Source organism: Stappia sp. G46H5W, from assembly GCF_058448995.1.
Window position 1 is genome coordinate 55,331 of record NZ_JBZFLL010000001.1, and the last position, 21,361, is coordinate 76,691.

General features: G+C 67.4%; 18 protein-coding genes. 5 read left to right on the plus strand and 13 right to left on the minus strand.

The annotated features are described in order from the left end of the window. Window positions 1-138: 138 nt before the first annotated feature. From ACVJ6E_RS00260 to ACVJ6E_RS00275, 4 genes are all read left to right on the plus strand, one after another. On the plus strand, window positions 139-1,155 hold the full coding sequence (locus ACVJ6E_RS00260; RefSeq protein WP_120268179.1) for a 3-oxoacyl-[acyl-carrier-protein] synthase III C-terminal domain-containing protein: 1,017 nt from the start codon (window positions 139-141) through the stop codon (window positions 1,153-1,155). Window positions 1,156-1,169: 14 nt separating this feature from the next. Continuing rightward, complete coding sequence (locus ACVJ6E_RS00265) at window positions 1,170-2,180, plus strand: 3-oxoacyl-[acyl-carrier-protein] synthase III C-terminal domain-containing protein (protein ID WP_120268180.1); 1,011 nt, start codon at window positions 1,170-1,172, stop codon at window positions 2,178-2,180. After that, window positions 2,177-3,256 carry an enoyl-CoA hydratase/isomerase family protein gene (locus tag ACVJ6E_RS00270; RefSeq protein ID WP_158592650.1) on the plus strand — a complete coding sequence of 360 codons (1,080 nt, stop codon included), beginning with the start codon at window positions 2,177-2,179 and terminating at the stop codon, window positions 3,254-3,256. Before ACVJ6E_RS00265 ends, ACVJ6E_RS00270 begins: the two co-directional genes overlap by 4 nt. A gap of 235 nt (window positions 3,257-3,491) precedes the next feature. Beyond that, the gene (locus tag ACVJ6E_RS00275; RefSeq protein ID WP_120268181.1) at window positions 3,492-5,066 is read left to right on the plus strand and encodes an MFS transporter; all 1,575 of its coding nucleotides are present in this window, start codon (window positions 3,492-3,494) and stop codon (window positions 5,064-5,066) included. Window positions 5,067-5,222: 156 nt separating this feature from the next. On the opposite strand, the gene ACVJ6E_RS00280 is transcribed toward ACVJ6E_RS00275, so the two are convergent. The 6 genes from ACVJ6E_RS00280 to ACVJ6E_RS00305 all read right to left on the minus strand — a co-directional run bounded on the left by ACVJ6E_RS00280 (window position 5,223) and on the right by ACVJ6E_RS00305 (window position 12,172). Beyond that, entirely contained in the window at window positions 5,223-5,996 is a 774-nt protein-coding gene (locus ACVJ6E_RS00280) for a 2OG-Fe(II) oxygenase (protein ID WP_158592651.1), read from the minus strand. Window positions 5,997-6,149: 153 nt separating this feature from the next. Beyond that, complete coding sequence (locus ACVJ6E_RS00285) at window positions 6,150-8,036, minus strand: IucA/IucC family protein (RefSeq protein ID WP_120268183.1); 1,887 nt, start codon at window positions 8,034-8,036, stop codon at window positions 6,150-6,152. Window positions 8,037-8,048: 12 nt separating this feature from the next. Next, the gene (locus tag ACVJ6E_RS00290) at window positions 8,049-9,410 is read right to left on the minus strand and encodes a SidA/IucD/PvdA family monooxygenase (RefSeq protein WP_120268184.1); all 1,362 of its coding nucleotides are present in this window, start codon (window positions 9,408-9,410) and stop codon (window positions 8,049-8,051) included. A 199-nt stretch (window positions 9,411-9,609) separates the two neighbouring features. Next, window positions 9,610-10,353 carry an ectoine synthase gene (locus ACVJ6E_RS00295; RefSeq protein WP_158592652.1) on the minus strand — a complete coding sequence of 248 codons (744 nt, stop codon included), beginning with the start codon at window positions 10,351-10,353 and terminating at the stop codon, window positions 9,610-9,612. Window positions 10,354-10,737: 384 nt separating this feature from the next. Then, window positions 10,738-10,860 (minus strand): hypothetical protein, encoded by a 123-nt coding sequence (locus ACVJ6E_RS00300; RefSeq protein ID WP_256431531.1) that lies wholly within the window; start codon window positions 10,858-10,860, stop codon window positions 10,738-10,740. Next, a complete protein-coding gene (locus ACVJ6E_RS00305) occupies window positions 10,853-12,172 on the minus strand; it encodes a ferredoxin reductase family protein (RefSeq protein ID WP_158592653.1) in 1,320 nt (439 codons plus the stop codon). The genes ACVJ6E_RS00300 and ACVJ6E_RS00305 overlap by 8 nt, the downstream gene beginning before the upstream one ends. A gap of 181 nt (window positions 12,173-12,353) precedes the next feature. On the opposite strand from ACVJ6E_RS00305, the gene ACVJ6E_RS00310 reads away from it, so the two are divergent. Then, window positions 12,354-13,841: an SH3 domain-containing protein gene (locus ACVJ6E_RS00310; protein ID WP_158592654.1), complete on the plus strand. Its 1,488-nt coding sequence runs from the start codon at window positions 12,354-12,356 to the stop codon at window positions 13,839-13,841. 45 nt (window positions 13,842-13,886) lie between these two features. On the opposite strand, the gene gph is transcribed toward ACVJ6E_RS00310, so the two are convergent. From gph to ACVJ6E_RS00345, 7 genes are all read right to left on the minus strand, one after another. Further along, entirely contained in the window at window positions 13,887-14,591 is a 705-nt protein-coding gene (gene gph / locus ACVJ6E_RS00315) for a phosphoglycolate phosphatase (protein ID WP_120268187.1), read from the minus strand. Window positions 14,592-14,756: 165 nt separating this feature from the next. Then, complete coding sequence (locus ACVJ6E_RS00320; protein ID WP_120268188.1) at window positions 14,757-16,238, minus strand: mannitol dehydrogenase family protein; 1,482 nt, start codon at window positions 16,236-16,238, stop codon at window positions 14,757-14,759. A gap of 112 nt (window positions 16,239-16,350) precedes the next feature. Next, a complete protein-coding gene (locus ACVJ6E_RS00325) occupies window positions 16,351-17,124 on the minus strand; it encodes an L-iditol 2-dehydrogenase (protein WP_120268189.1) in 774 nt (257 codons plus the stop codon). Beyond that, the gene (locus ACVJ6E_RS00330; protein WP_120268190.1) at window positions 17,121-18,122 is read right to left on the minus strand and encodes an ABC transporter ATP-binding protein; all 1,002 of its coding nucleotides are present in this window, start codon (window positions 18,120-18,122) and stop codon (window positions 17,121-17,123) included. The genes ACVJ6E_RS00325 and ACVJ6E_RS00330 overlap by 4 nt, the downstream gene beginning before the upstream one ends. A gap of 11 nt (window positions 18,123-18,133) precedes the next feature. After that, the gene (locus ACVJ6E_RS00335; RefSeq protein ID WP_120268191.1) at window positions 18,134-18,964 is read right to left on the minus strand and encodes a carbohydrate ABC transporter permease; all 831 of its coding nucleotides are present in this window, start codon (window positions 18,962-18,964) and stop codon (window positions 18,134-18,136) included. A gap of 2 nt (window positions 18,965-18,966) precedes the next feature. Beyond that, window positions 18,967-19,839 carry a carbohydrate ABC transporter permease gene (locus tag ACVJ6E_RS00340; protein ID WP_120268192.1) on the minus strand — a complete coding sequence of 291 codons (873 nt, stop codon included), beginning with the start codon at window positions 19,837-19,839 and terminating at the stop codon, window positions 18,967-18,969. Between the two features lie 84 nt (window positions 19,840-19,923). Continuing rightward, complete coding sequence (locus tag ACVJ6E_RS00345) at window positions 19,924-21,237, minus strand: ABC transporter substrate-binding protein (protein ID WP_120268193.1); 1,314 nt, start codon at window positions 21,235-21,237, stop codon at window positions 19,924-19,926. Window positions 21,238-21,361: the final 124 nt, after the last annotated feature.

Genomic DNA, 21,361 nt, shown 5'->3' on the forward strand with positions numbered 1-21,361 from the left:
GAAGGGCCGCCTGAGCGGCTCGGCACCCCACTGGTTCGCCCTCGCCCTGCTTGAGCTTGCCCGCTGGCCGTCACGGCTGGCGGGCGAGCAGGCAGGCCGGGCGGCGCGCACCCTTCTCCCAGCCAGGAGCCCGATCCCATGACCCGCGAAAGCGCCAGAGACAGCGTTACGGAACCCGTCGGCCTGCTTGCGGCCGCCCATTACCTGCCCGAGCGCACCAACACGCTCGACGAGATCATTGCCCGCGAGACGGGCCCGGTCGATGTCACCGCCGCCGCGCGGCTCGGCGTCGACAGCGTTCATGTCTTCGATGGCGAAAGCCCCACCGACATGGCCGTTGCGGTATCGCGCAAGGTGCTGGAGACCGCCGGCCTTACCCCGCTCGACCTCGATGCCATCATCGACTTCTCGATGATGCCGCAGCGCTATGTCGAGCCGGCCTGGTCGATGAGCAACGAGCTGCAGGCCGAACTCGGCGCCAAGCGCGCCTTCACCCTCGGCTATAGCGGCGGCCATTCGTCGAACCTGCATGCGGCGATCAAGTTCGCCCGCGCGCTGATCCTCGCCAACGACGATGTGCACCGGGTGCTGCTGGTGGCCTCCGACCAGGCGATATCCGGCAACCGGGTGATCGCCGGCAAGGACGCCCCGCTCACCGTGCTGGGGGATGGGGCCAGCGCCGTCATCGTCGCGCGCGGCGCGGGCCGCGCCCGGATCCTGGGCACCGCCATGCGCTCGACCGGCGCACTGCACGACGTCCTCAACATTCCCGGCGGCGGCATGAAGCACCCCACCCGGCTCGACCTCTACCGGCTGACGCTGGACGCGGCCAAGCACGCGCGCAGCGATCGCACCAATGAGCTCAAGGGGCTGGTCGACAAACTACTCGCCCGGCACGGGCTGTCGGGGAGCGACATCGGCCGCACCATCACCGCCAACATCTCCGCCTCGGACGCACAGGCGGTCGGCGACAGCCTCGGCGCCGGCGAGCGGCTGGTGCCGTCGGGCTTTGCCTCGCGCGGGCACCTGCATGCCTCGGACCTCGTACTCAACATGCTGGAACTGGAGGAAGAGGCGCCGCCCGCCGGCACCCATGTCCTGCTGGCCACCCATGGCCACGGCTTTCTCTACGGCGCCACCTTGCTGCAATACTGACAAGGGAGATCCAGATGGACCACGTCGGCATCCTTTCCGAAGCCTTCTACCTGCCGCCCGACAAGAAGCTGGTGGCGGACGTGTTCCGAGACGAGGACGTGCCCTTCGGCACCTTGTCGAAGAACATCGACTTCCAGCGCGACATCGGCATCCATGACATCCATGTCACCGACGAGCTGCCCTCGGTACTGGCCATCGCCGCCGCGCGCCGCGCCCTCGACCAGGCCGGCGTCGCGCCCGGCGAGGTGGATCTCGTCGTCGACTTCACCTCGATCCCGGAGGACTATGTCGGCCCGACCTGGTCGGCCGCCGGCCTCGTGCAGCAGGAGCTGGGGCTGGACAACGCCTTCGCCACCGCCGTCAACACCGGCGGCTGCGCCAGCTACCATCTGGCGCTGAAGACCGTCGTCTCCTTGATGCTGGCCGACGACGACGTCACGACGGCGCTGCTCTTTGCCGGCGACCGCACGCCGGATCTCAACAAGACCTACTACCCGATCACCGTGGCGAGCGACGGCGGCAGCGCGCTGGTGCTGCGCAAGAATGCGACCCGCGCGCGCATCCTCGGCGTGGAGACCATCTCCATCGGCCGGCTGCACGACGTGTGGTACGTGCCCGGCCTGCAGAACCGCCAGCCGAACGAGGAAGTCACCGAGCGGCTGCTGCACATGTACGCCAAGATGGACAAGTTCAACGAGGGCGTCATCCCGATCAATTTCCGCATGTTCGGCAAGGTGATGACCCAGCTGCTCGACAAGCTGAACCTCGGCTTCGACGACGTCGACTATTACGTCTATCCGACCTTCTCGACCTGGGATCAGGCCTATTTCATGAAGAAGTTCGGCCTGCCGCCGGAGAAGGTCTACACCAGCGCGCTCAAGCATCGCGGCCATGTCCAGGAAAGCGACATGGTCATCAACTATGCGGAAGCGGTGGAGCAGAACCTGATCCGCACCGGCGACAAGGTGATGGTCGTCTCCAACGGCGCGGGTTTCGCCTGGTCGGCGGCCCTCATCCACCATTGAGCGCCGCTGCGCCGGACGGCGAACTCATCGTGCGGCGGGAGGGCCGGGCCGGACGGATCACACTGAACCGTCCGCGCGCTCTCAACATGCTGAGCGAGGCGATGCTTGCCGGCATCGCCTTGGCGCTCGAGGACTGGCGCTGCGATCCGATCACCGAACTCGTCGTCCTGGATGCGGTCGGCGGGCGGGCCTTTTGCGCCGGCGGCGACATTGCCGCCGTGCATGGCCGGGTCGCCCAGGGCGATGTGGAGGGCGCGCGCGGCCACTGCCTTGCCGAATATCATCTCGACCTCACCCTTGCGCGCTACCCGAAGCCCGTCGTCGCGCTGATCGACGGCGTTGCCATGGGCGGCGGCCTCGGGCTTGCGCTGCATGCAAGCCATCCGGTCGCCAGCGAGCGGGCGAGCTTCGCCATGCCGGAATGCGGCATCGGCTGGATCCCCGATTCCGGCGCCTCGCATCTTCTCTCCGGCCTCTCCCCTCCGCTTGCCGCCTTCATCGCCCTCACCGGCGAAAAGCTCGGTGCGGAGGCCGCCGTCTCGCTGGGGCTCCTGCGTCGGCGCATCGCCTCGGCCGACCTGCCGGAGCTGACGGAGGCGCTGTGCGCGCAAGGCATCGCCGCCCTGCCCGCCTCCCTGCCGGAAAGCCCTGCTGCCCCCGCCCTGCCCGGTTTCGCGCCCGAGCTGGAACACGCCTTCGCCGCCCCCGACGTGCCGGAGATCCTCGCCCGGTTGGATAGCGGCGGCGAGCCCTACGCGCGTGCGGCCCGCTCTCTCCTAAAGGCGTCGCCTCTTGCGCTCGCGCTGACGCTGGAGGTGCTTGCCCGCGCCCGTCGGCAGCAGAGCCTGGAGGTCGCGCTCGGCCTCGAATATGCCGTGGTCTCGCAGCTCCTGATCCACCCGGATTTCGCGGAAGGGATCCGCGCGGCGATGATCGACCGCGACCGCCGTCCGGCCTGGTCGCACACGCATGCGCACCGCTTTCAGGCGGTGGACCTTGCGCCGTTCCTCCCCCCGCCCGGCACGGTCCTGCCACCGCTCGGGACGTCCGGGAACCTCAGTCGCAAAGGCACCTGAACCCCGCGGAATTATATATTTCCCCCGCTTCCGGGGCGCCTTTAGATTTTCCCGTGCAAGGCGCAAAAAAGATCAATAACGATGCGGGGTTGCACCCGGATCGCCATCGTTTGCGCGCAGGGCTTGCGGGAGGAGAACCGCCCCTTTCCCGCCTTGCAGTCGTTTCACGGCACACCGCCGTCGGAGGCCTCGTCAACCGGCGACGGCTTCCGCAAACGCATTCGGGAAACAGACAATGACCTCAGTCCAATCGACACCACGTTCCTCGCTGATGGACAACTGGCCGACGCTCGCGGTTGCCGCGCTCGGCTCGTTCCTCGTCATTCTCGACGTGACGGTGGTCGCCATCGCGCTGCCGTCCATCGAGCGGGAGCTGAAGGCGAGCTTCGCCGAGCTTCAGTGGATCATCAACGCCTACAACATCGCCTATACCTCGGTGCTGATCGCCGTCGGCGCGATTGCCGACTGGTTCGGCCGCAGGCGGGTGATGGTGATCGGCCTCGCGCTGTTCGGCGTCACCTCGCTGATCGTCGGCCTTGCCGACACGCCGACGGCCCTGATCTGGGGCCGCGTCGCGCAAGGGCTCTCGGCCTCCGCCATGCTGATCCTCGGCGTCGCGCTGATCTCCAACGCCTTCCAGGGCTCCGACCGGGCCCAGGCCTTCGCGCTGTGGGGCGTGTCGATCGGGTGCGGCGCAGCCTTCGGACCGATCGTCGGCGGCATTCTCGTCGACCTGCTCAGCTGGCGCTGGATCTTCCTGCTCAACGTGCCGATCGTCGCGCTGCTGATCACGCTGTGCTACTGGCGCGTGGAAGAATCCTCCGATGACAATGCGGGCGGCCTGGACTGGCCGGGCATCCTCACCTTCACCGGCGCGCTGGGCTGCCTGTCCTATGCGGTGATCGAGGGCGGCGAGCGCGGCTGGGGCAGCCAGACCATCCTGGCGGCCATCGCCGGTGCGGTGGTGCTGTTCCTGCTGTTCGTGTGGATCGAAACGAGCGTCAAGAAGCCGGCCTTCGACCTGCGCCTCTTCCGTATCCCCACCTTCACCGGGGTGCAGCTGGTCTGCGTGCTCAACAGCATCACCTTCTGGGTCATGCTGGTGTACCTGCCGATCTACTTCCAGGTGGTGCACGGCATGTCCGCGTCCTCGGCCGGCCTGATGCTGCTGCCGATGACCATCCCCCTGCTGCTCGTCGCCCCGCTCGGTGCGCGGCTGGCCTCGCCCGAACGCCTCGGCGTGCGCGGTCTCATCGCCTTCGGCTGCGCGCTGGTCGCCGCCGGCTTCCTGTGGCTCGCCATCGCTCCGCCGGCCGAGGTGGTCGTGTGGGTGGTCGCCTTCCTGCTGCTGGGCCTCGGCACCGGCCTCATCAACGGCGAGCTGTCCAACGTCGCCACCGCCGTCGTCCCGCCGGAGAAGGCGGGCGTTGCCTCGGGCGTCAACATCACCTTCCGCCACGGCTCCTTCACCCTGTCGATCTCGGTGTTCGGCGCCATCCTGCTGTCCAGCATCACGCTGCAGCTCGGCGGCTCGGGCGATCTGGCGACCGCGCTCGGCGAAGGCCTCACCAACACGGCGAACTTCATCGCCCGCGGCGACTTCGCCGGCGCCGTTGCCAGCGCGCCGGTCGAGGTCCAGCCGGCAGTCACCGAATTCGGCCGGGCGAGCTTCGCCTCCGCCTTCTCGGTGCTGATGTGGATCGTCGCTCTGCTTTCGGTTCTTGCCATCGTCATCTCTGGTCTGATGATCCGGCGGCGCGACCTGCTTTCGGGCCCCGAGGCCCCGGCAGCCGCGGCGGCGGGCGAGTAACCGGAAGACCGTCCGTCGCATCAGCGGAATCCGGCCCGTTTCAGGAGGCGGGCCGGGTTGGCGGCGGACGGTTCCTCCCCGAAATGAAACTTGGGCGCGCCCTCGACAGGAAGGCGCGCCCCTTTTCGTTCCAGCACGTGCGATGCAGCGGAAACGTCAGCTCCAGTAGGTCAGCGGCTGGTCGTCGCCGCGATGGCCGACGAAGCAGGACATCGTCACCCGGCGCCCGCCGACGCCCGGCGTCACCCCGTGGATCAGCTGCGAGTTGAACAGCACCAGGTCCCCGTTCTCCGGCCGGATCAGCAGCCGCGGCTCGCCCAGCACCTCGCGGTCGAGCCCGTCGCGGGTCTCCTGCTCCTTGTCCTGCTCCGGCGTCGGCTCGCTCAGCCACAGCTCCAGCTCGCCGCCCTCCGGCGGCATGTCGAGATAGACGTTGACCGCCAGCTGGCCGGTCAGGTCCGACGCGCCGTTCGACAGCATCCGCGCCAGCCGGTCGTTATGCGGCAGCATCTTGGCGCCCGGGTCGATCACCCGGCAGGTGCCGACGAAGCTCTTGCGCCCGTCGATGGTCTGGATGGTCGCGCCCGCCGGCCAGACCTCCTCCAGCAACAGGCGGAAGTGGTCGAGCGGCGTCAGGTTGGGGTAGATCATGTCGCGGATGCCCCAGATCGAGCGCATCGCCTCGCTGTGGTAGCGGTTGGCGTTGTCCGCGTCCTTGCCGACATCGACATAGCCCATGCCGAGACGCTTCAGCGCGTTCTGCACCTTGTAGGCTTCCAGTTCCGAATGGCCGGCGATGCAGTCGGCGAAGGTGGCCGACAGGTCCTTGGGGTAGAAACCCGGCACATGGATCGCGTCGATGTTCTTCGCAATGAGCTTGCGGAGGCTGTCCTCGTTGAGCTCCTTCGAAATCTCGATAGCCTTCAACATCGTATTTCCCTTCCCGGATAGGCAGAAATGACGAGCCATCTGCTTTCGAAATCAATCGAAAGACGGCGCGCCTTCAGTATTCCAGAGAGGGTTTCTTGCAACAAAGTCCGTTTTCATATCTGCGCAAGCAGCGCAAGGCAGACGAAACCGGCCTCAGCCCGGGCCGAGAAAATAGGTCCCGATATGCCCCACGGCCCGCCGCAGCAGGCCCGGCGAGCCATCCGCCCCGCCTGTCAGCGGATTGGGCAGCGTGCCGGCATATTCGAACCCCTTGTCAGGGTCGTTGGGATCGAGAAGCTGCTGGTTGTCGCGCAGCTGCAGGCGGTTGATGCAGTTGCGCGGGAACTCCGGCACGAAGACGTCGTGACGGGCGAACTTCTCGGCATATTGCGGCTGCGCCGCCTGGTACTCGCGCACGCACTCGCCGACCAGCGCCCAGAACCGCGCCTCGGGCAGCACCTGCCTCTCGTCGAGGATCGCCGCCAGATGGCGGAAGTAGCAGTCGAAGACATCGGTGAAGATGCCGTCGAGCCGCACCGCATCGTCCAGCACCACGCAGTTGCGCCGCACCACCGGCGGCAGCGTCGCGCCGCTGTTGAGGATGCGCATCTCCTCCGCCAGGTCCTTCATGACGATGCGCGTCGGCGCGTCGTTCTCCAGAATGAGAATGACGTTCTCGCCATGCGGCATGAAGATGATGTCATAGGCGTAGTAGCAGTGCAGCACCGGCGCCAGATAGGCCTTGAGGTAACGGCGGATCCACTCCTCCGCCCCCAGCCGCGAGCGCTCGATCAGGCTGGCGGTCAGCGAGTCCCCTTGCGGGTCCAGATGCAGCAGCGCGGCCATCGTCATCAGCCGCTCGCCGGGCCGGATCAGGTTGACCGGGCTTTCCCGCCACAAGGCGGCGAGCACGTGCTTGTAGGGAGAATCCGCCGCCAGCCCTTCCTCATAGTAGGGGTTGCGGTAGCTGATCGTCGCCTGCTCGCAGATCAGGCAGAAGCCGTTGTCCTGCAGGTAGCGGTCGCGCGCCAGCAGGTTGCGCAGCCACTCGTTGATCTCCGGCGTCGTCTGCATGTCCTCCGGCGACAGGCCGCGCTGCAGCATGAAGCCCATGTTGAGGATCGACAGCGCCATCTTCACGTAGCGCTTCGACGGCGAGGAGGCATTGAAGAAGGTACGGATCGACTGCTGCGGCTGGTAGAGGTCCCGCGACAGGCCGAGATAGACGATGTTGCGGCGGGCGATCTCGGGGGCAAAGCTCATCGAGATGCGGTTGAACCACTGCCAGGGATGCACCGGCATGAAATGGTAGCGGTCGGGGTCGAGCCCCTCGCCGGTCAACTGCGCCCGGTAGTCTGCGACGGTTTCCTCGCCCAGTTCCTCCGCCATCAGCCGTTCGTGGTCGATGCCGGCCATCGCGGTGAAGCGCGCGTGCTCGCGGGCGACCGCGATCCAGACGATGGACAGCGGGCCGGCCGCCTCCGGCGCATAGAGCGGATAGTCGGCCGTGTCGAACCCGAGCCGGCCGTTGTTGGCGACGAAGGAGGGATGCCCCTCCGTCATGCCCGTCTCGATGGTCTGGAAATCGGCGCCGGCAAGATCGGAGGCGCGGTGCGGCTTGGTCGCCGCCTTGTAGGCGCTGCCGTAGAGAATGCTGCTGATCTCGTCGAGGTAGACCGGCATCATCGCGTCGCGGATGCCGAGTTCCTTCTTGAACTCGATGATGAATTTCAGCGCGTCGAGCGGCGCCGGCTCGCCCTTGATCCGCTTCTTGATCGAGTGGGCATCCACCTGCCAATGGTCGAGACGCATGCGCCGGGCGCGGAACGTGTATTCGATACCGAGCGCCGGCTGCTCCAGCACGTAGCTTCCGGCTTCGCCGCCCTTCTCGCGGGGGGCGAGCAGCAGCTCGTGGGCGAACTCGGAGATCGCCTTGCGCACCAGGAGCCGGTTGGCCCACAGCCAGCGGTCGCTTTCCAGATGCGCCGTCGCGCGCTCGTGCGGCGGCATGGTCTGCAGGGCGGCGGTCATCGCATCCATCGGTTCGCCCCGTCAGCCGCCGGCCGAGACGGCGGCTGCGGCACCGTCCGCGGGCGAGGAAAAGCGCTGGAAGGCAAGGCTGCTCTCCACCGGATAGTATTCCTTGCCCAGCACCTCGCGGATGATGATCGAGTTGCGGTAGCAGGACTGGCCGAGATCCGGCGGCAGGTAGCTGTCGGCGTGGATTTCCGCGTTCTGTACGAAGATCTCGCCTCCCTCCTTGTCGATGCTGCAGTTGCGCGCCACCGCAAAGCGTCCCTCCCCGCACCAGTTGATGCGCGTCGCGATCGGCTTGAGATAGTCCGGCATGCGGAACCGGTAGCCGGTGCCCATGATCAGCACGTCGGTCTCCAGCTCGAAGGACTTCTCCTCCTCCACCTGGCGGAAGGTGACGCGGAAGCTGTCGCTCACCGCATCATGGGTGCAGGCCTCCACCTCCGTGTTGGAGATCAGCATCATGTCGACATCGCCGCCGAGCAGCTTGCGATAGCGCAGGTCGTAGATGTCGTTGATCAGGGACGGGTTGACGCCCTTGAAGATCGACTGCATCGCCCGCACCAGGTCCTCGCGCTTGGGCCGCGAGAGCGAGAAGAAATAGTCGGCATAGTCCGGCGTCGTCATCTGCAGGGTGAACTTGGTCAGTTCCCGCGGCACGAGGCGCGAGGAGCGCGTCACCCAGTTCAGCCGGTAGCCGTAGCGGTCGATGTCGCTCAGCAGGTCGTGATAGACCTCCGCCGCGCTCTGGCCCGAGCCGACAACCGTGATCGACTTCCTCTGCCGCACCGCCTCGCGGTTGCGCAGGTAGTCGGCGCTGTGCAGCAGCGTGTCGCGCAGCGGCTCGCACGGGGCGGGCAGCGCCGGCGACATGCCCGAGCCGAGCACGATGCGGCGGGCGAGCAGCACCTTGCGCTGGCCCATCTTGGTGTTGAGGCTGGTCACCCGGTAGACGCCGGCCGTCTCGTCGTACTCGACCGTTTCCACCTCGCGGTTGAACACCACGTTGTCGAGGCGGCCTGCCGCCCAGCGGTAGTACTTGTTGAATTCGTTGCGCAGCAGGAAGAAGTTTTCCGTGTCCAGCAGGAACGCATAGAAGGCGTAGATCCGACCGGTCTGCTTCAGGTAGTTCAGGAAGCTGAACTCGCTGGTCGGATCGGCCAGCGTCACCAGATCGCACAGGAAGGGCGTCTGCAGCGTCGCCGTTTCCAGCAGGGTCCCCTCATGCCAGTTGAACTGGTCCTTGCGTTCCAGGAACAGGCAGTCGAGATCGCGGATCGGCTGGGTCAGGCAGGCGAGCCCGAGGTTGAACGGACCGATACCGATGCCGATGATGTCGAAGACATGACCTTCGGCGCTTTGCGCGGATTGCGACGTCATTGAAACTCCTTCCGGCGACGCCAACCGGGACGCGGACGGCATCCGCGGCGGACAGGAAAACCTTAGCGATCCGGCCAAAGCAGTTGAAATATATTATATTCGGCACATTCGGTGGCTTGGCGACTGATTGCCGCCAAGCCGTGCTCCATCTCGGCCGAGACGGTTTCCGGCGCGCCAGGCGGCCGCTGGAGGGCGTCTCTCAGTAGGACGACGGCCGCTTGCCGGAAAAGTCATGGGCCTCGGTGCCCTCGATGGGCGGGCTGAAGATGCTGAGGCAGATCGAGGGGTCGCGCACCACCATGCGGTGGGCATCGTTCCGGTTCATGATGAAGGCGGTCGCCCGCGCGCCGTTGGTGTCGATGGGGTGGCTGCCGCTCTCCCAGACATATTCGCCGCTGCCCGAGACGTAGTAGCAGCTCTCGAAATGGTGCCGGTACTGCAGTGGCGAGTCCGTGTTGGCGTTGCCGAGCGTCTGGCACAGGGCAAAGCCGAAGCCGTCCGCCTTGACCAGGAGCCGCCGGCTCTGGCCGTTGCCCCAGAAGACGTCGCGCTCGGTGCCGATGAACTCGTCGATATGGCGGATCAGCGCATCGGCGCGGATCGCCTCCTGCGGCCCCTCGCCGCCGAAGACGGTGCAGATGCGCATTTCGCTCTCGGCAATGAAGCTCACCTCGGTGCTCGCCCGCGCGGCGATCAGCGTTCCGGGCGAAGCGCGCTCGCTGCGTCCGTCGACGATCACCGTGCCCTTGCCGGAAAGACAGAAATGCGCCTGCGCGGGAAACTCGCCGGCGGCATCGCGCGTCACCGTGTCGGCAGCGCCGGCGGCCAGCGTCGTGTCGTAGAGCGCATGCCCCACCTGGTCGGTGCGCGACACCACTTCGCGGGACACGGCATAGCGGAAAACCGGCGCATCGCCGGCTGCCTTGAAGGTACGGACGATCACGTTTGAGCCCTCCTCGAACATGCCGGGCGGCCCGTTTTCCGGGTCGCTGCCGGACTTGTGCGAAAAGGTTATCCCGCTCACCTCGAAAGGTATAAATCTTGTTTTGTCTTAGTTTCGACGCAAGACGATATCGAACACACATCGACCTTAAGCAAATCACGCAATAATTCGAAAAATATATTCAACGCTACAGATCGAGCTATGGGAACGGGCCGCCGCTCTCCGGTTCCGGGTCTCGCGATGCTCGCCCGGAATGACGGCCTGAGATAGAAGCACGACCTCGCATCCCCTTCGCGCGTCACCCCGGACGAGCATCGCGAGATCCTGGGCCTATTGGCTTCCAGAGCGGCTGCGGGAACACACCGACCTCCGGCAGGCCCACGCCTACCGCAGGGCGAAGACGAGGATGCCAGCGGCCAGAGCGGCGTTGAGGACCCAGAAGAGAGCGAGCCGCCGCACGCGCGTGGTGTGCGGCGGCAGCTTCGGCGGGAGGCGCCTTTCAGTCATGCTGGAACCTTTCCGAGATGATCTGTCGCGGCGCCACGCCGAGGTCGAGCAGCGCCTCCTCGACGCCCTCCATCATCGGGGCGGGACCGCACAGGACATAGAGCCAATCGCGATGGCGCGCCTCAGTGAACAGCCGTGTGACCAGCGCCGCGTCGACCATCCCGCGCTCGCCTTCCCAGCCCTGCGGCGGTTCGGACAGAACCTGCACCACCTCCGTCCGGTGCTGGCGGCGCATGCGGGCGAGGTCCTCCGTGCAGGCGATCTGGCCCGCATGGCGGTTGCCGTAGACCAGCACCGTCGGGCGCGGATCGCCGTCGATCTCCAGTTGCCGCAGCAGGCTCAGCATCGGCGCGATGCCGACGCCGCCGGCGATGAAGGCGATGCCGCTGCCCTGCCGCCCCTCCAGCACCAGATTGCCGTGCGGCCCGTCGACATAGGCGCGCGTGCCGAGCGGGATGCCGCTCAGCGTCGCGGTGAAGTCGCCGAGCTCCTTGATGACGAAGCGCAGGTCCTTGCCCTCGCCCGGCGCCGAGGCGATGGAGAACGGGTTCTCGCGCAGCGAGAAGACCGGCGCGCCGATGCGGATCCAGGCGAACTGCCCGGCGCGGTACGAGATCCCCTCGTGCCCCCTGGGGCTCAGCACCACCTCCCATGTGCGCTCGGCCAGCTGCCGCAGGCCCGTCACCTCCCAGGGGCGGCGGCGCGCCAGCAGCGGTTTCACCAGATAGACATGCGCCAGCGACAGCACCGCCGCCGCCGTCAGCACGGCCCAAAGGCCGGCCAGCTGCGGATCCGCGCTGTAGCGGCCGGCGTGGCGGGCATGGATCAGCACCAGAACGGCAATGGCCAGCGCGCCGAGCCCGTGGGCGAGCCGCCAGGTCTCGTAGCGCCAGCCGATGCGGTCGCGGGCAATCGACAGGATCACGAAACCCGGCAGCAGTGCGAAGGCCAGAACGCCGGTCGCAAGCCCTTCGGCGGCGAAGGTCAGCGTCAGCTGGCGGGTCGGGTCGAAAGGGAGCGGCCGGGCGAAGGGCAGCGTGTACAGGAACGGATGCGCCAGGGCGAGCACCAGCGCGGTGCGGGCGAGCAGCTGGTGGAAGCGCATGGTGACGTCGAGGCCGACGCGGCCCGAGATCGAGCGGAAGCGGCCCGACAGCACGAATTCCATCAGCAGGATCGCGAAGGCCACCATCGCCATGCCGCTGGCGATCTCATCCATCACCGGGCGCGGCGGCCGGCCGCTGGCGGCGGCCAGGGCGAGCGGCGCCAGCGCGATGAGGAGATAGAACAGGATCAGCGCGGCGGCAGGCATTGCGGTTCCCCCGTGAGACGATGCGCGATGATAAGCCCCGCGGACCGTCCGGCAATGCGCGAAAACCTCTAGGGCACATGGCCCGCAAATCATCGTGCCGGCGCCAAGACCTCGACACATTGCCGGGCGAACACTCATCCTGACCCTGCTTTTCGGCAGATTCGTTCAGGAGATTTCAGGCATGACGCTTTTCCGCTCCCTTGCCACGGCGGCCGTTGCGGCGGCTGTCGTCCTCGCAGCGCCGGCAGCGCTCGCCATGGAAATGCGCACCGAACGCATCGACATTCCGCGCGGAGCCGCCGGCACCGAGATCGCCGGCATGATCAAGGGCGAGGAATTCGTCGAATACCTGCTTCCGGTGACGACCGGCCAGCAGGTCAGCCTCTCGCTGTCCTCCTCCAACCGCTACGTGCACATGGGCGTCGCCGAGCCCGGCAGCCGGCGCGAGGTGTTCGACGGCTCGCATCAGGGCGCGAAATACAGTGGCCGGGCGACCGAGGCCGGCGACTACCGCATCCGCGTGCGCCTGTCGATCGACGGCGTCGCGCGCAACGAGACGGCCCGCTACGTGCTGACCATCGCCTCCGTGCGCGCCGGCCAAACCCGCCCGCAGCGCCCCGATCCGCAGCCCGGCACCGGCGGCGGCCGCCCGCCCGGTGGAAACCAGGGTGGGGGCAATGCCGGCACCCCGGAGTTCTGGCAGGTGACCGACGTCAGCGCCGGCGATTTCCTCAACCTGCGCTCGGGTCCCAACACCAGCAACCCGGTGGTTGCCCGCCTTGCCAATGGCGAGGTGCTGCGCAATCTCGGCTGCCACATGGTCACCGGCCAGCGCTGGTGCCGGGTGGAGCGGCCGAACGGGCGCGACAACGGCTGGGTTTCGGCCACCTATCTGCGCGAGGGCAGCAACCGTCCCGGTCGTCCGGACCGCCCCGACCGGCCGGGCACCGGGCGTCCCGACCGTCCTGATCGTCCCGGCATCGGCCGCCCCGGCCGGCCCGAGCGCCCCCGCATGGACATGGACGACGGCGGCCCGGACTTCTGGCGGGTCACCGGCATCAGCGGGCGCGACTATCTCAACGTCCGCACAGGCCCGGGCACCGGCTTCCCGATCACCGCGCGCCTGTCGGACGGCGAGCTGCTGCGCAATCTCGGCTGCGGCCGGCTGGTCGGCGAGCGCCAGCGCTGGTGCCAGGTCGAGCGTCGCAACGGCGATGCCAAGGGCTGGGTTGCCGGCGATTTCCTGCGCGAAGGCCATCTCGGACAGGGGGACGGTCGCCCCGATCGTCCGGGTCGCCCCAATCGTCCCGGCCGTCCGGGCGATGACCGCCCCGGCGACTGGCGCCCGGACCGGCCCGACCGGCCCTCGCGTCCCGATCCCCTCCCCGGTCCCGGCCCCTTCCCGGGTCCCGATCCGCGCGCCAGCTATTTCGAGGTGACGGGTCTCAGCTCCAACGGGCTGCTCAATGTGCGCAGCGGTCCGGGCACCGGCTATTCCGTGATCGGCCGGGTGGCCAATGGCGATGTGCTGATCGACAGGGGCTGCCGCGCGGTCGGCACCCAGACCTGGTGCCGCATCCAGCTGCTCGGCGGCGAGGAAAGCGGCTGGGTCTCGGCCAACTACCTGCGCCAGACGCGCTATCGGCCGGGCCGGGGCGGCTGGCGGTAATCCGCCAGCCGGACATTGCCTTGAAACGAAACTCGGCGCCCGGGCTCAGGCCCGGGCGTCGCTCGTTTCGGCGAGGCGCGCCAGCGCGCCGAACAGATCCGTCAGGCTGTCGATGACGATATCGGCGCCAAGGTCTTCCGCCGCAACGCCGCCATAGCCGCCGCGCACCACGATGACCTTCATTCCTGCGGCCCGCGCGCTGTCGACATCCGCGCCGCTGTCACCCACCATCACCGCCGTTGCCGGCGTCGCGCCGAGCTCTGCTGCCGCATGCAGCAGCATTTCCGGCGCCGGCTTGCGGGTGGCGCAGGTGTCGCCTCCAACGACCACAGGCACCAGGTCGTCCATGCCGAAATGGCTCAGGATCGTGCGGGAAAAGCCCTCGGGCTTGTTGGTGACGACGGCAAGGCCGAGGCCGGCGCGCGCGCCTTCCTCCAGCGCCTCCATGGCACCGGGCAGCACCGTCGTACGCCCCGTCAGGTTGTCGCCGTAAAAGCCCATCATCCGCGCCACCAGCGGCGCCTGCGCCGCCGCGTCCAGCGTGCGGCCGCGCGCGGCGAGCGCCCGCTCCACCAGCTTGGGGATGCCATGGCCGATCATCCGGCGCACCTCGTCGACCTCCAGCGGCGCATGCCCCTCGCTTTCCAGCAGCTGATTGGCCGCCGCCGCGATGTCGGGAACGCTGTCGACCAGCGTGCCGTCGAGATCGAAAAGCAGGGCCTTCAGCCCCGATGCATCGTGAATGCCCAAGGCACTCCTCCCTTGCCGGTTTTTTCAAGGTGCCGAGACAAGCACGAAGCGGCGGCAGGGTCGAGGGCATCGCCGCCCCCTCAACAGGAAAGACGGCAAAGGAAAAGCGGCGCGGCGAAGGGAGGAGATCCGCCGCGCCGCCTTGCAAGGGCGGATGTCGTACGGTCAGTGCCCCGTGTCGCCAGCCTCGATATAGCGGGTCAGCACGGGGCGCACGCCATCCACCCACAGCGCGCGGAGGACGCGCGCGAAGGCATCGGCAAAGGGCTGCCTGCGGCCGAGATCGCCGAAGACAGGCGTGAAATCGAGGAAGGCCTGCGGCCGCTCGCGCGCCTCCAGCGCCCGCCGGGTGAGCTCGGCGGCGCGCTCGTCGGCGATCTCGATGGCGCTGCCGTCCTCCGCCGTGCCGGCGCAATAGCGGCACCACAGCGCCACTTCCAGCGCCAGGCCCGCAAGGTCCGCATTTGCCTCCAGCCGCGCCTGCACGGTCGGCAGGATGAATTTCGGCTGCCGGTTCGACCCGTCGAGGCACAGGCGCGGGATCGTGTCGCCAACCTCCGGGTTGGAAAAGCGCGAGGCGATCAGCTCGAAATAGGCGGCGAAGTCGACGCCGGCGATCGGCGGCACCGTCGGGATGATCTCCGCATGGGCGAGTTTGCGCAGGAAGCCGGCGATCAGCGGGTCGGTCATCGCGTCATGGACGAAGTGGTAGCCGAGTAACGCGGACGGATAGGCAATCGCCGCATGGCCGCCGTTGAGGATCCGCAGCTTCATCAGCTCGTAAGGGGCAACGTCCTCCACGAACTGGACGCCCACCTCCTCCAGCTGCGGACGGCCGGCGGGAAAGCGGTCCTCCATCACCCATTGGCGGAACGGCTCGCAGGCCACCGGCGCTGCATCCTCGATGCCGAAGCGCTCGCGCATCAAGGCCTTCTCGCGCTCCGAGGTCGCCGGCGTGATGCAGTCGACCATGCTGCTGGGGAAGGCGACGTTTTCCGCCACCCACTCGGCGAAGTCCGCGTCGCTCATGCGGGCAAGGCCCAGCACGGTGTTGCGGGCGACATGGCCGTTTTCCGGCAGGTTGTCGCAGGACATCACGGTGAAAGGCGCGGTGCCGGCGGCCCGGCGGCGGCGCAGCGCCTTCAGCAGGATGCCGAAGCTGGAGGCCGGCGCGTCGGGGTTCGCCGCATCAGTGACCATCTCCGGATGGCCCGCATCGAAGCCGCCGGTGGTCGCGTCCACATAATAGCCGCCCTCGGTGATCGTCATCGAGACGATGCGGATCTCGGGCCGCTCCAGCACGGCGACGATGGCGTCGGGGTCCACTTCCGCAAAGTCGATCATCGCGCCGGTGACGCGGGCGGTCAGGCCGCCCGGATCCAGCTCCACCACGGTGGAGAGCCAGTCCTGCCCCTTCAGCCGGTCGCGCATCGCCACGTCATAGGGCTTCACGCCGGCGCCGATCACCGCGAAGTCGCGGTCGAGCCCGCGGTTGAACAGTCGGTCGAGATAGACGATCTGGTGCGCGCGGTGGAAGTTGCCGACGCCCAGATGCACGATGCCGGCCGTCAGGTCCTTGCGGGCATAGGCCGGCACGCTGGCACCGGTGATTTCGGAAAGGGTCGAAAGGGACAGGCTGGTGGTCACTGGGGTCGCTGTGGTCACGGGGGCCTCTGGATCATGCTCTCTTGGGCCGGCGCGCGGGAGGGCGCGCGGCGAAGTTCTTTCGCGGATAGTTCGTCGTCTCGGCAGGTCCGGCTCAGCTCATCCAGTTGCCGCCGTCGACGTTGTAGGTCTGGGCCACGACGTAGTCGCTCTCCGGCCCGGCGAGGAAGATCGCCATGCCGGCCAGGTCCTCCGCCGTTCCCATCCGCCCGAAGGGCACGGCCGCCCCGACGAGGCGCTTCTTCTCGCCCGGCGCCCTGCCCTCGTATTTCGCGAAAAGCGCGTCCACCCCGTCCCAGTGCTCGCCGTCGACGACGCCGGGGGCGATGGCATTGACGTTGATGCCGTGGCGGATGAGGTCGAGTCCCGCCGACTGGGTCAGGCTGATCACCGCCGCCTTGGTGGCGCAGTAGACGGCGACCAGCGGCTCGCCGCGCCGGCCGGCCTGGCTCGCCATGTTGATGATCTTGCCGCCGCGCCCGCGCGCGATCATCGCCCGCGCCACCGCCTGCATGGTGAACAGGCACCCGGCCACATTCACCGAGAACAGCCGGTCGAAGCTCTCGCGGGTGATCTCGACGATGGGCGCCATGTCGAACAGCGCGGCATTGTTGACCAGGATGTCGATGCCGCCGAGCTCCGCGTCCGCCCGGCTCACCGCGCGCTCGATGGAGGCCTGGTCGGTGACGTCGAGCTGCACGGCGATGGCGCCGTTGCCGATGGCCTCGGCCGCCTGCTGCGCGCCGTCCAGATTGATGTCCGCGATGGCGACCCTTGCGCCCTCGCGGGCATAGCTTTCCGCGAAGGCGCGGCCGATGCCGCGCGCCGCCCCGGTGATCAGGGCACTGCGTCCTTCCAGCCGTCTCATCGCAGGGCCAGCCCCTTGTCGTCGAAACGATGCAGGTGCTCCAGGTTCGGCGTCAGCGAGACGGTATCGCCGTGGCGGTAGCCCGCCTCGCCCGGCACGCGCACCGTCAGCGGGTCCTGCCCGTCCACATGCACATGCAGGAACGTGTCGGAGCCCAGATGCTCGGCAACGCCGACGCGGCCGCGCCAGCTGCCGCCCTCCTGCGCGATCGCCAGATGCTCGGGCCGGATGCCGATGGTGTGGGCGCCGTGCTTCGCCGCCTCCTCGCCGGTGATGAAGTTCATCTTCGGCGATCCGATGAAGCCGGCGACGAAGAGGTTTGCCGGGCTGCGGTAGAGCTCCAGCGGCGAGCCGACCTGCTCGATATGCCCGGCCCGCAGCACCACGATCTTGTCGGCCATGGTCATGGCCTCGACCTGGTCGTGGGTCACGTAGATCATCGTCGTCTTCAGCGACTGGTGCAGCTCGGAGATTTCCAGCCGCATGTTGACGCGCAAGGCCGCATCGAGGTTGGACAGCGGCTCGTCGAACAGGAAGGCCTCCGGCTCGCGCACGATGGCGCGGCCGATGGCGACGCGCTGGCGCTGGCCGCCGGAGAGCTGCGCCGGCCGCCGATCCAGATAGTCGGTGAGGTTCAGCGTCTTGGCCGCCGCCAGCACCCGCCGCTCCTGCTCGGCCGCATCCATCTTGGCCATCTTCAGCGGGAAGGCGATGTTCTTGCGCACGCTCATATGCGGATAGAGCGCGTAGGACTGGAACACCATCGCGAGGCCGCGGCGCGCCGGCGGCAGGTCGGTGGCGGGCGTGCCGTCGATCTCGATCTCGCCGGAGGTGACGTCCTCGAGCCCTGCGATCAGCCGCAGAAGGGTCGACTTGCCGCAGCCGGACGGGCCGACGAAGACGACGAACTCGCCGTCCTCGATCTGCAGGTCCAGCGGCGGGATCACCTCCACGTCGCCGAAGGTCTTGGTCACCTTGGAAAGGGTAATCCTGCCCATCGTTCGGGTCCTTACTTGACTGCGCCGAAGGTGAGGCCGCGCACCAGCTGCTTCTGGCTGAACCAGCCGAGAATCAGGATCGGGGCGATGGCGAGCGTCGAGGCGGCGGAAAGCTTGGCGTAGAACAGCCCTTCCGGGCTCGAATAGCTGGCGATGAAGGCGGTCAGCGGCGCCGCCTTGGCCGCCGTCAGGTTCAGCGTCCAGAAGGCCTCGTTCCACGCCAGGATGATGTTGAGCAGCAGCGTCGAGGCGATGCCCGGCACCGCCATCGGCGCCAGCACGTGCACCACCTCGTCCCAGAGCGAGGCCCCGTCCATGCGCGCGGCCTCCAGGATCTCGCCGGGAATCTCCTTGAAGTAGGTGAACAGCATCCAGACGATGATCGGCAGGTTGATCAGGGTCAGCACCACGATCAGGCCGATACGCGTGTCGAGCAGGCCGAAGTCGCGGAACATCAGGTAGATCGGCACCAGCACGCCGACCGGCGGCAGCATCTTGGTGGAGAGCATCCACATCAGGATGTCCTTGGTGCGCTTGGCCGGAACGAAGGCCATCGACCAGGCCGCCGGAATGGCGATCAGCAGGCCGAGCAGCGTCGAGCCGAGCGAGATGATCACCGAGTTCATGAAATGCAGGAAGTAGTCGGAGCGCGAGTTGACCTCGACATAGTTCTCCAGCGTCCACTCGAAGGCGAGGAACGAGGGGGGCGAGGCAATCGCCTCCGCTTCCGTCTTGAAGCTGGTCAGGATCGTCCAGAGGATCGGGAAGAAGATCGCCAGCCCCACGGCCCAGGCAGCCAGCGTGACGACGATCTTGCGGGTTCCGGTGGCTCGACGCGCCATGGTCAGGCCTCCAGGTTCTTGCCGATCATCCGCATCAGGAAGATCGCGACGATGTTGGCGAGGATCACGGCAACGATGCCGCCGGCGGAGCCGCCGCCCACGTCGAACTGCAGCAGCGACTGGGCGTAGACGAGATAGGTGATGTTGGTCGAGGCGTAGCCCGGCCCGCCATTGGTGGTCACCAGGATCTCGGCGAAGACCGACAGCAGGAAGATGGTCTGGATCAGGATCACCACGGTGATCGCCCGCGACATGTGCGGCAGCACGATGAAGCGGAAGCGGTCGAACGCGCTCGCCCCGTCCATCTCCGCCGCCTCGAGCTGCTCCTTGTCGAGCGACTGCAGCGCAGTCAGCAGGATCAGGGTCGCGAAGGGCAGCCACTGCCAGGCGACGATCACGATGATCGACATCAGCGGGGCATGGGCGAGAAAGTCGAAGGGCGGCAGTCCGAGCGCCTTGGCCATGTGGGCGAACAGCCCGTTGACCGGGTTCATGAACATGTTCTTCCACACCAGCGCCGAGACGGTCGGCATGACGAAGAACGGCGCGATCACCAGAACGCGGACGATCCCCTGCCCCCACATCGGCTGGTCGAGCAGCAGGGCAAGGCCGACGCCGCCGACGATGGTGATCGCCAGCACCCCGCCGACCAGCAGCAAGGTGTTCGTCAGCGCCTCCACGAAGGCGGGATCGGTCAGGAAGAACTCGTAATTGCCGAAGCCGATGAACTCCTCCATCCCCGGCATCAGGAGATTGTAGCTGAGGAAGGAGAAGTAGACCGTCATCGAGAGCGGGACGATCATCCAGCCGAGCAGCAGGATCACGGCCGGCGAGATCATCACGCGCGCGGCGGCACGCGAATGGGCGGTTGCCATCGGTTCAGCCCCGGGTCAGTTGGTCCTTGGGAAGGGCGGACCGACCCGCATGAAGCGCGGGCCGGCCCTCGTCCTTGGCGCGGCTTACTTGATGTAGCCGGCGCGGCGCATGGTGCGCTCGGTCGTCTGCTGGGCGTTCTGCAGCGCCTGCTCGGCCGAGACCGTACCGGCAAGGGCGGCGGAGAACTGCTGGCCGACGGCCGTGCCGATGCCCTGGAATTCGGGGATCGCCACGAACTGCACGCCGACATACGGCACCTCGTCGACCGTCGGCTTCTGCGGGTCGGCGGCGTTGATGCTCTCCAGCGTCATCTTGGCGAAGGGCGCGGCCTCCAGGTACTTCTCGTTCTCGTAGAGCGAGGTACGCGTGCCCGGGGGCACGTTGGCCCAGCCTTCCTTCGAGGCGACCAGCTCCAGGTATTCCTTGGAGGTCGCCCAGGCGATGAACTTCTTGGCCGCCTCGGTCTTCTGCGAGCCGGCCGGGATCGCCAGGTTCCAGGCCCACAGCCAGTTGCCGCGCTTGCCCAGGCCCTTGTCGGGAGCCAGCGCGAAGCCGACATGCTCGGCGACCTGGCTGTCGTTCGGGTTGGTCACGAAGGACGCGGCGACGGTGGCGTCGATCCACATGCCGCACTTGCCGGTCTGGAACAGCGCCAGGTTCTCGTTGAAGCCGTTGCTGGACGCGCCCGGAGGACCGTAGTTGTTCATCAGGTCGAGATAGTCGGTCAGCGTCGCCTTCCAGGCCTCGCTGTCGAACTGCGGCTTCCAGTCCATGTCGAACCAGCGCGCGCCGTAGGAGTTGGCCATGGCGCTAAGGAAGGCCATGTTCTCGCCCCAGCCAGCCTTGCCGCGCAGACAGATGCCGTAGACCTCGCCCTCCTTGTCGGTCATCGCCGCGGCGGCTTCCTTGATGAAGTCCCAGGTCGGGGCGTCCGGCATGGTCAGGCCGGCCTTCTCCATCAGGTCCTTGCGGTACATCACCATGGAGCTCTCGCCGTAGAACGGGGCGGCGTAGAGCTTGCCGTCGACGGTCAGGCCACCGCGGATCGCCGGCAGCAGGTCGTCGACATCGTACTCGGCGCCAAGGTCGTCGAGCGCGACCAGCCAGCCCTGATTCGCCCAGATCGGCGCCTCGTAGGTGCCGATGGTCATCACGTCGTACTGGCCGCCCTTGGTGGCGATGTCGGTGGTCACGCGCTGGCGCAGCACGTTCTCTTCCAGCGTCACCCACTCCAGCTCGATGTCGGGGTTCTTGGCAGCGAAATCGTCCGTCAGCTTCTGCATCCGGATCATGTCGCCGTTGTTGACGGTGGCGATGGTCAGCTTCTCGGCCAGCGCCGGGGACACGGCAAGCGAGATGGCCGTCGCGCCCAGAAGGGCGCGGATGAATGTGGTCATGAAGTCCTCCCAGATGCCGAATGGGCATTTGCTATGATTGCGGGCAAATACTCACAAAACAGGCAGGAGCCGTCAAGCTGGCGCGGCATGCCGCCCGCCAACATTCGTCGCTGCACCGCAAAAA

Coding starts and splice junctions, on each gene's coding strand:
- ACVJ6E_RS00260 (WP_120268179.1), top strand. CDS start 139: ATGACCCGCGAAAGCGCCAGAGACAGCGTTACGGAACCCGTCGGCCTG.
- ACVJ6E_RS00265 (WP_120268180.1), top strand. CDS start 1,170: ATGGACCACGTCGGCATCCTTTCCGAAGCCTTCTACCTGCCGCCCGAC.
- ACVJ6E_RS00275 (WP_120268181.1), top strand. CDS start 3,492: ATGACCTCAGTCCAATCGACACCACGTTCCTCGCTGATGGACAACTGG.
- ACVJ6E_RS00280 (WP_158592651.1), bottom strand. CDS start 5,996: ATGTTGAAGGCTATCGAGATTTCGAAGGAGCTCAACGAGGACAGCCTC.
- ACVJ6E_RS00285 (WP_120268183.1), bottom strand. CDS start 8,036: ATGGATGCGATGACCGCCGCCCTGCAGACCATGCCGCCGCACGAGCGC.
- ACVJ6E_RS00290 (WP_120268184.1), bottom strand. CDS start 9,410: ATGACGTCGCAATCCGCGCAAAGCGCCGAAGGTCATGTCTTCGACATC.
- ACVJ6E_RS00300 (WP_256431531.1), bottom strand. CDS start 10,860: ATGACTGAAAGGCGCCTCCCGCCGAAGCTGCCGCCGCACACCACGCGC.
- ACVJ6E_RS00305 (WP_158592653.1), bottom strand. CDS start 12,172: ATGCCTGCCGCCGCGCTGATCCTGTTCTATCTCCTCATCGCGCTGGCG.
- ACVJ6E_RS00310 (WP_158592654.1), top strand. CDS start 12,354: ATGACGCTTTTCCGCTCCCTTGCCACGGCGGCCGTTGCGGCGGCTGTC.
- ACVJ6E_RS00325 (WP_120268189.1), bottom strand. CDS start 17,124: ATGAGACGGCTGGAAGGACGCAGTGCCCTGATCACCGGGGCGGCGCGC.
- ACVJ6E_RS00330 (WP_120268190.1), bottom strand. CDS start 18,122: ATGGGCAGGATTACCCTTTCCAAGGTGACCAAGACCTTCGGCGACGTG.
- ACVJ6E_RS00335 (WP_120268191.1), bottom strand. CDS start 18,964: ATGGCGCGTCGAGCCACCGGAACCCGCAAGATCGTCGTCACGCTGGCT.
- ACVJ6E_RS00340 (WP_120268192.1), bottom strand. CDS start 19,839: ATGGCAACCGCCCATTCGCGTGCCGCCGCGCGCGTGATGATCTCGCCG.
- ACVJ6E_RS00345 (WP_120268193.1), bottom strand. CDS start 21,237: ATGACCACATTCATCCGCGCCCTTCTGGGCGCGACGGCCATCTCGCTT.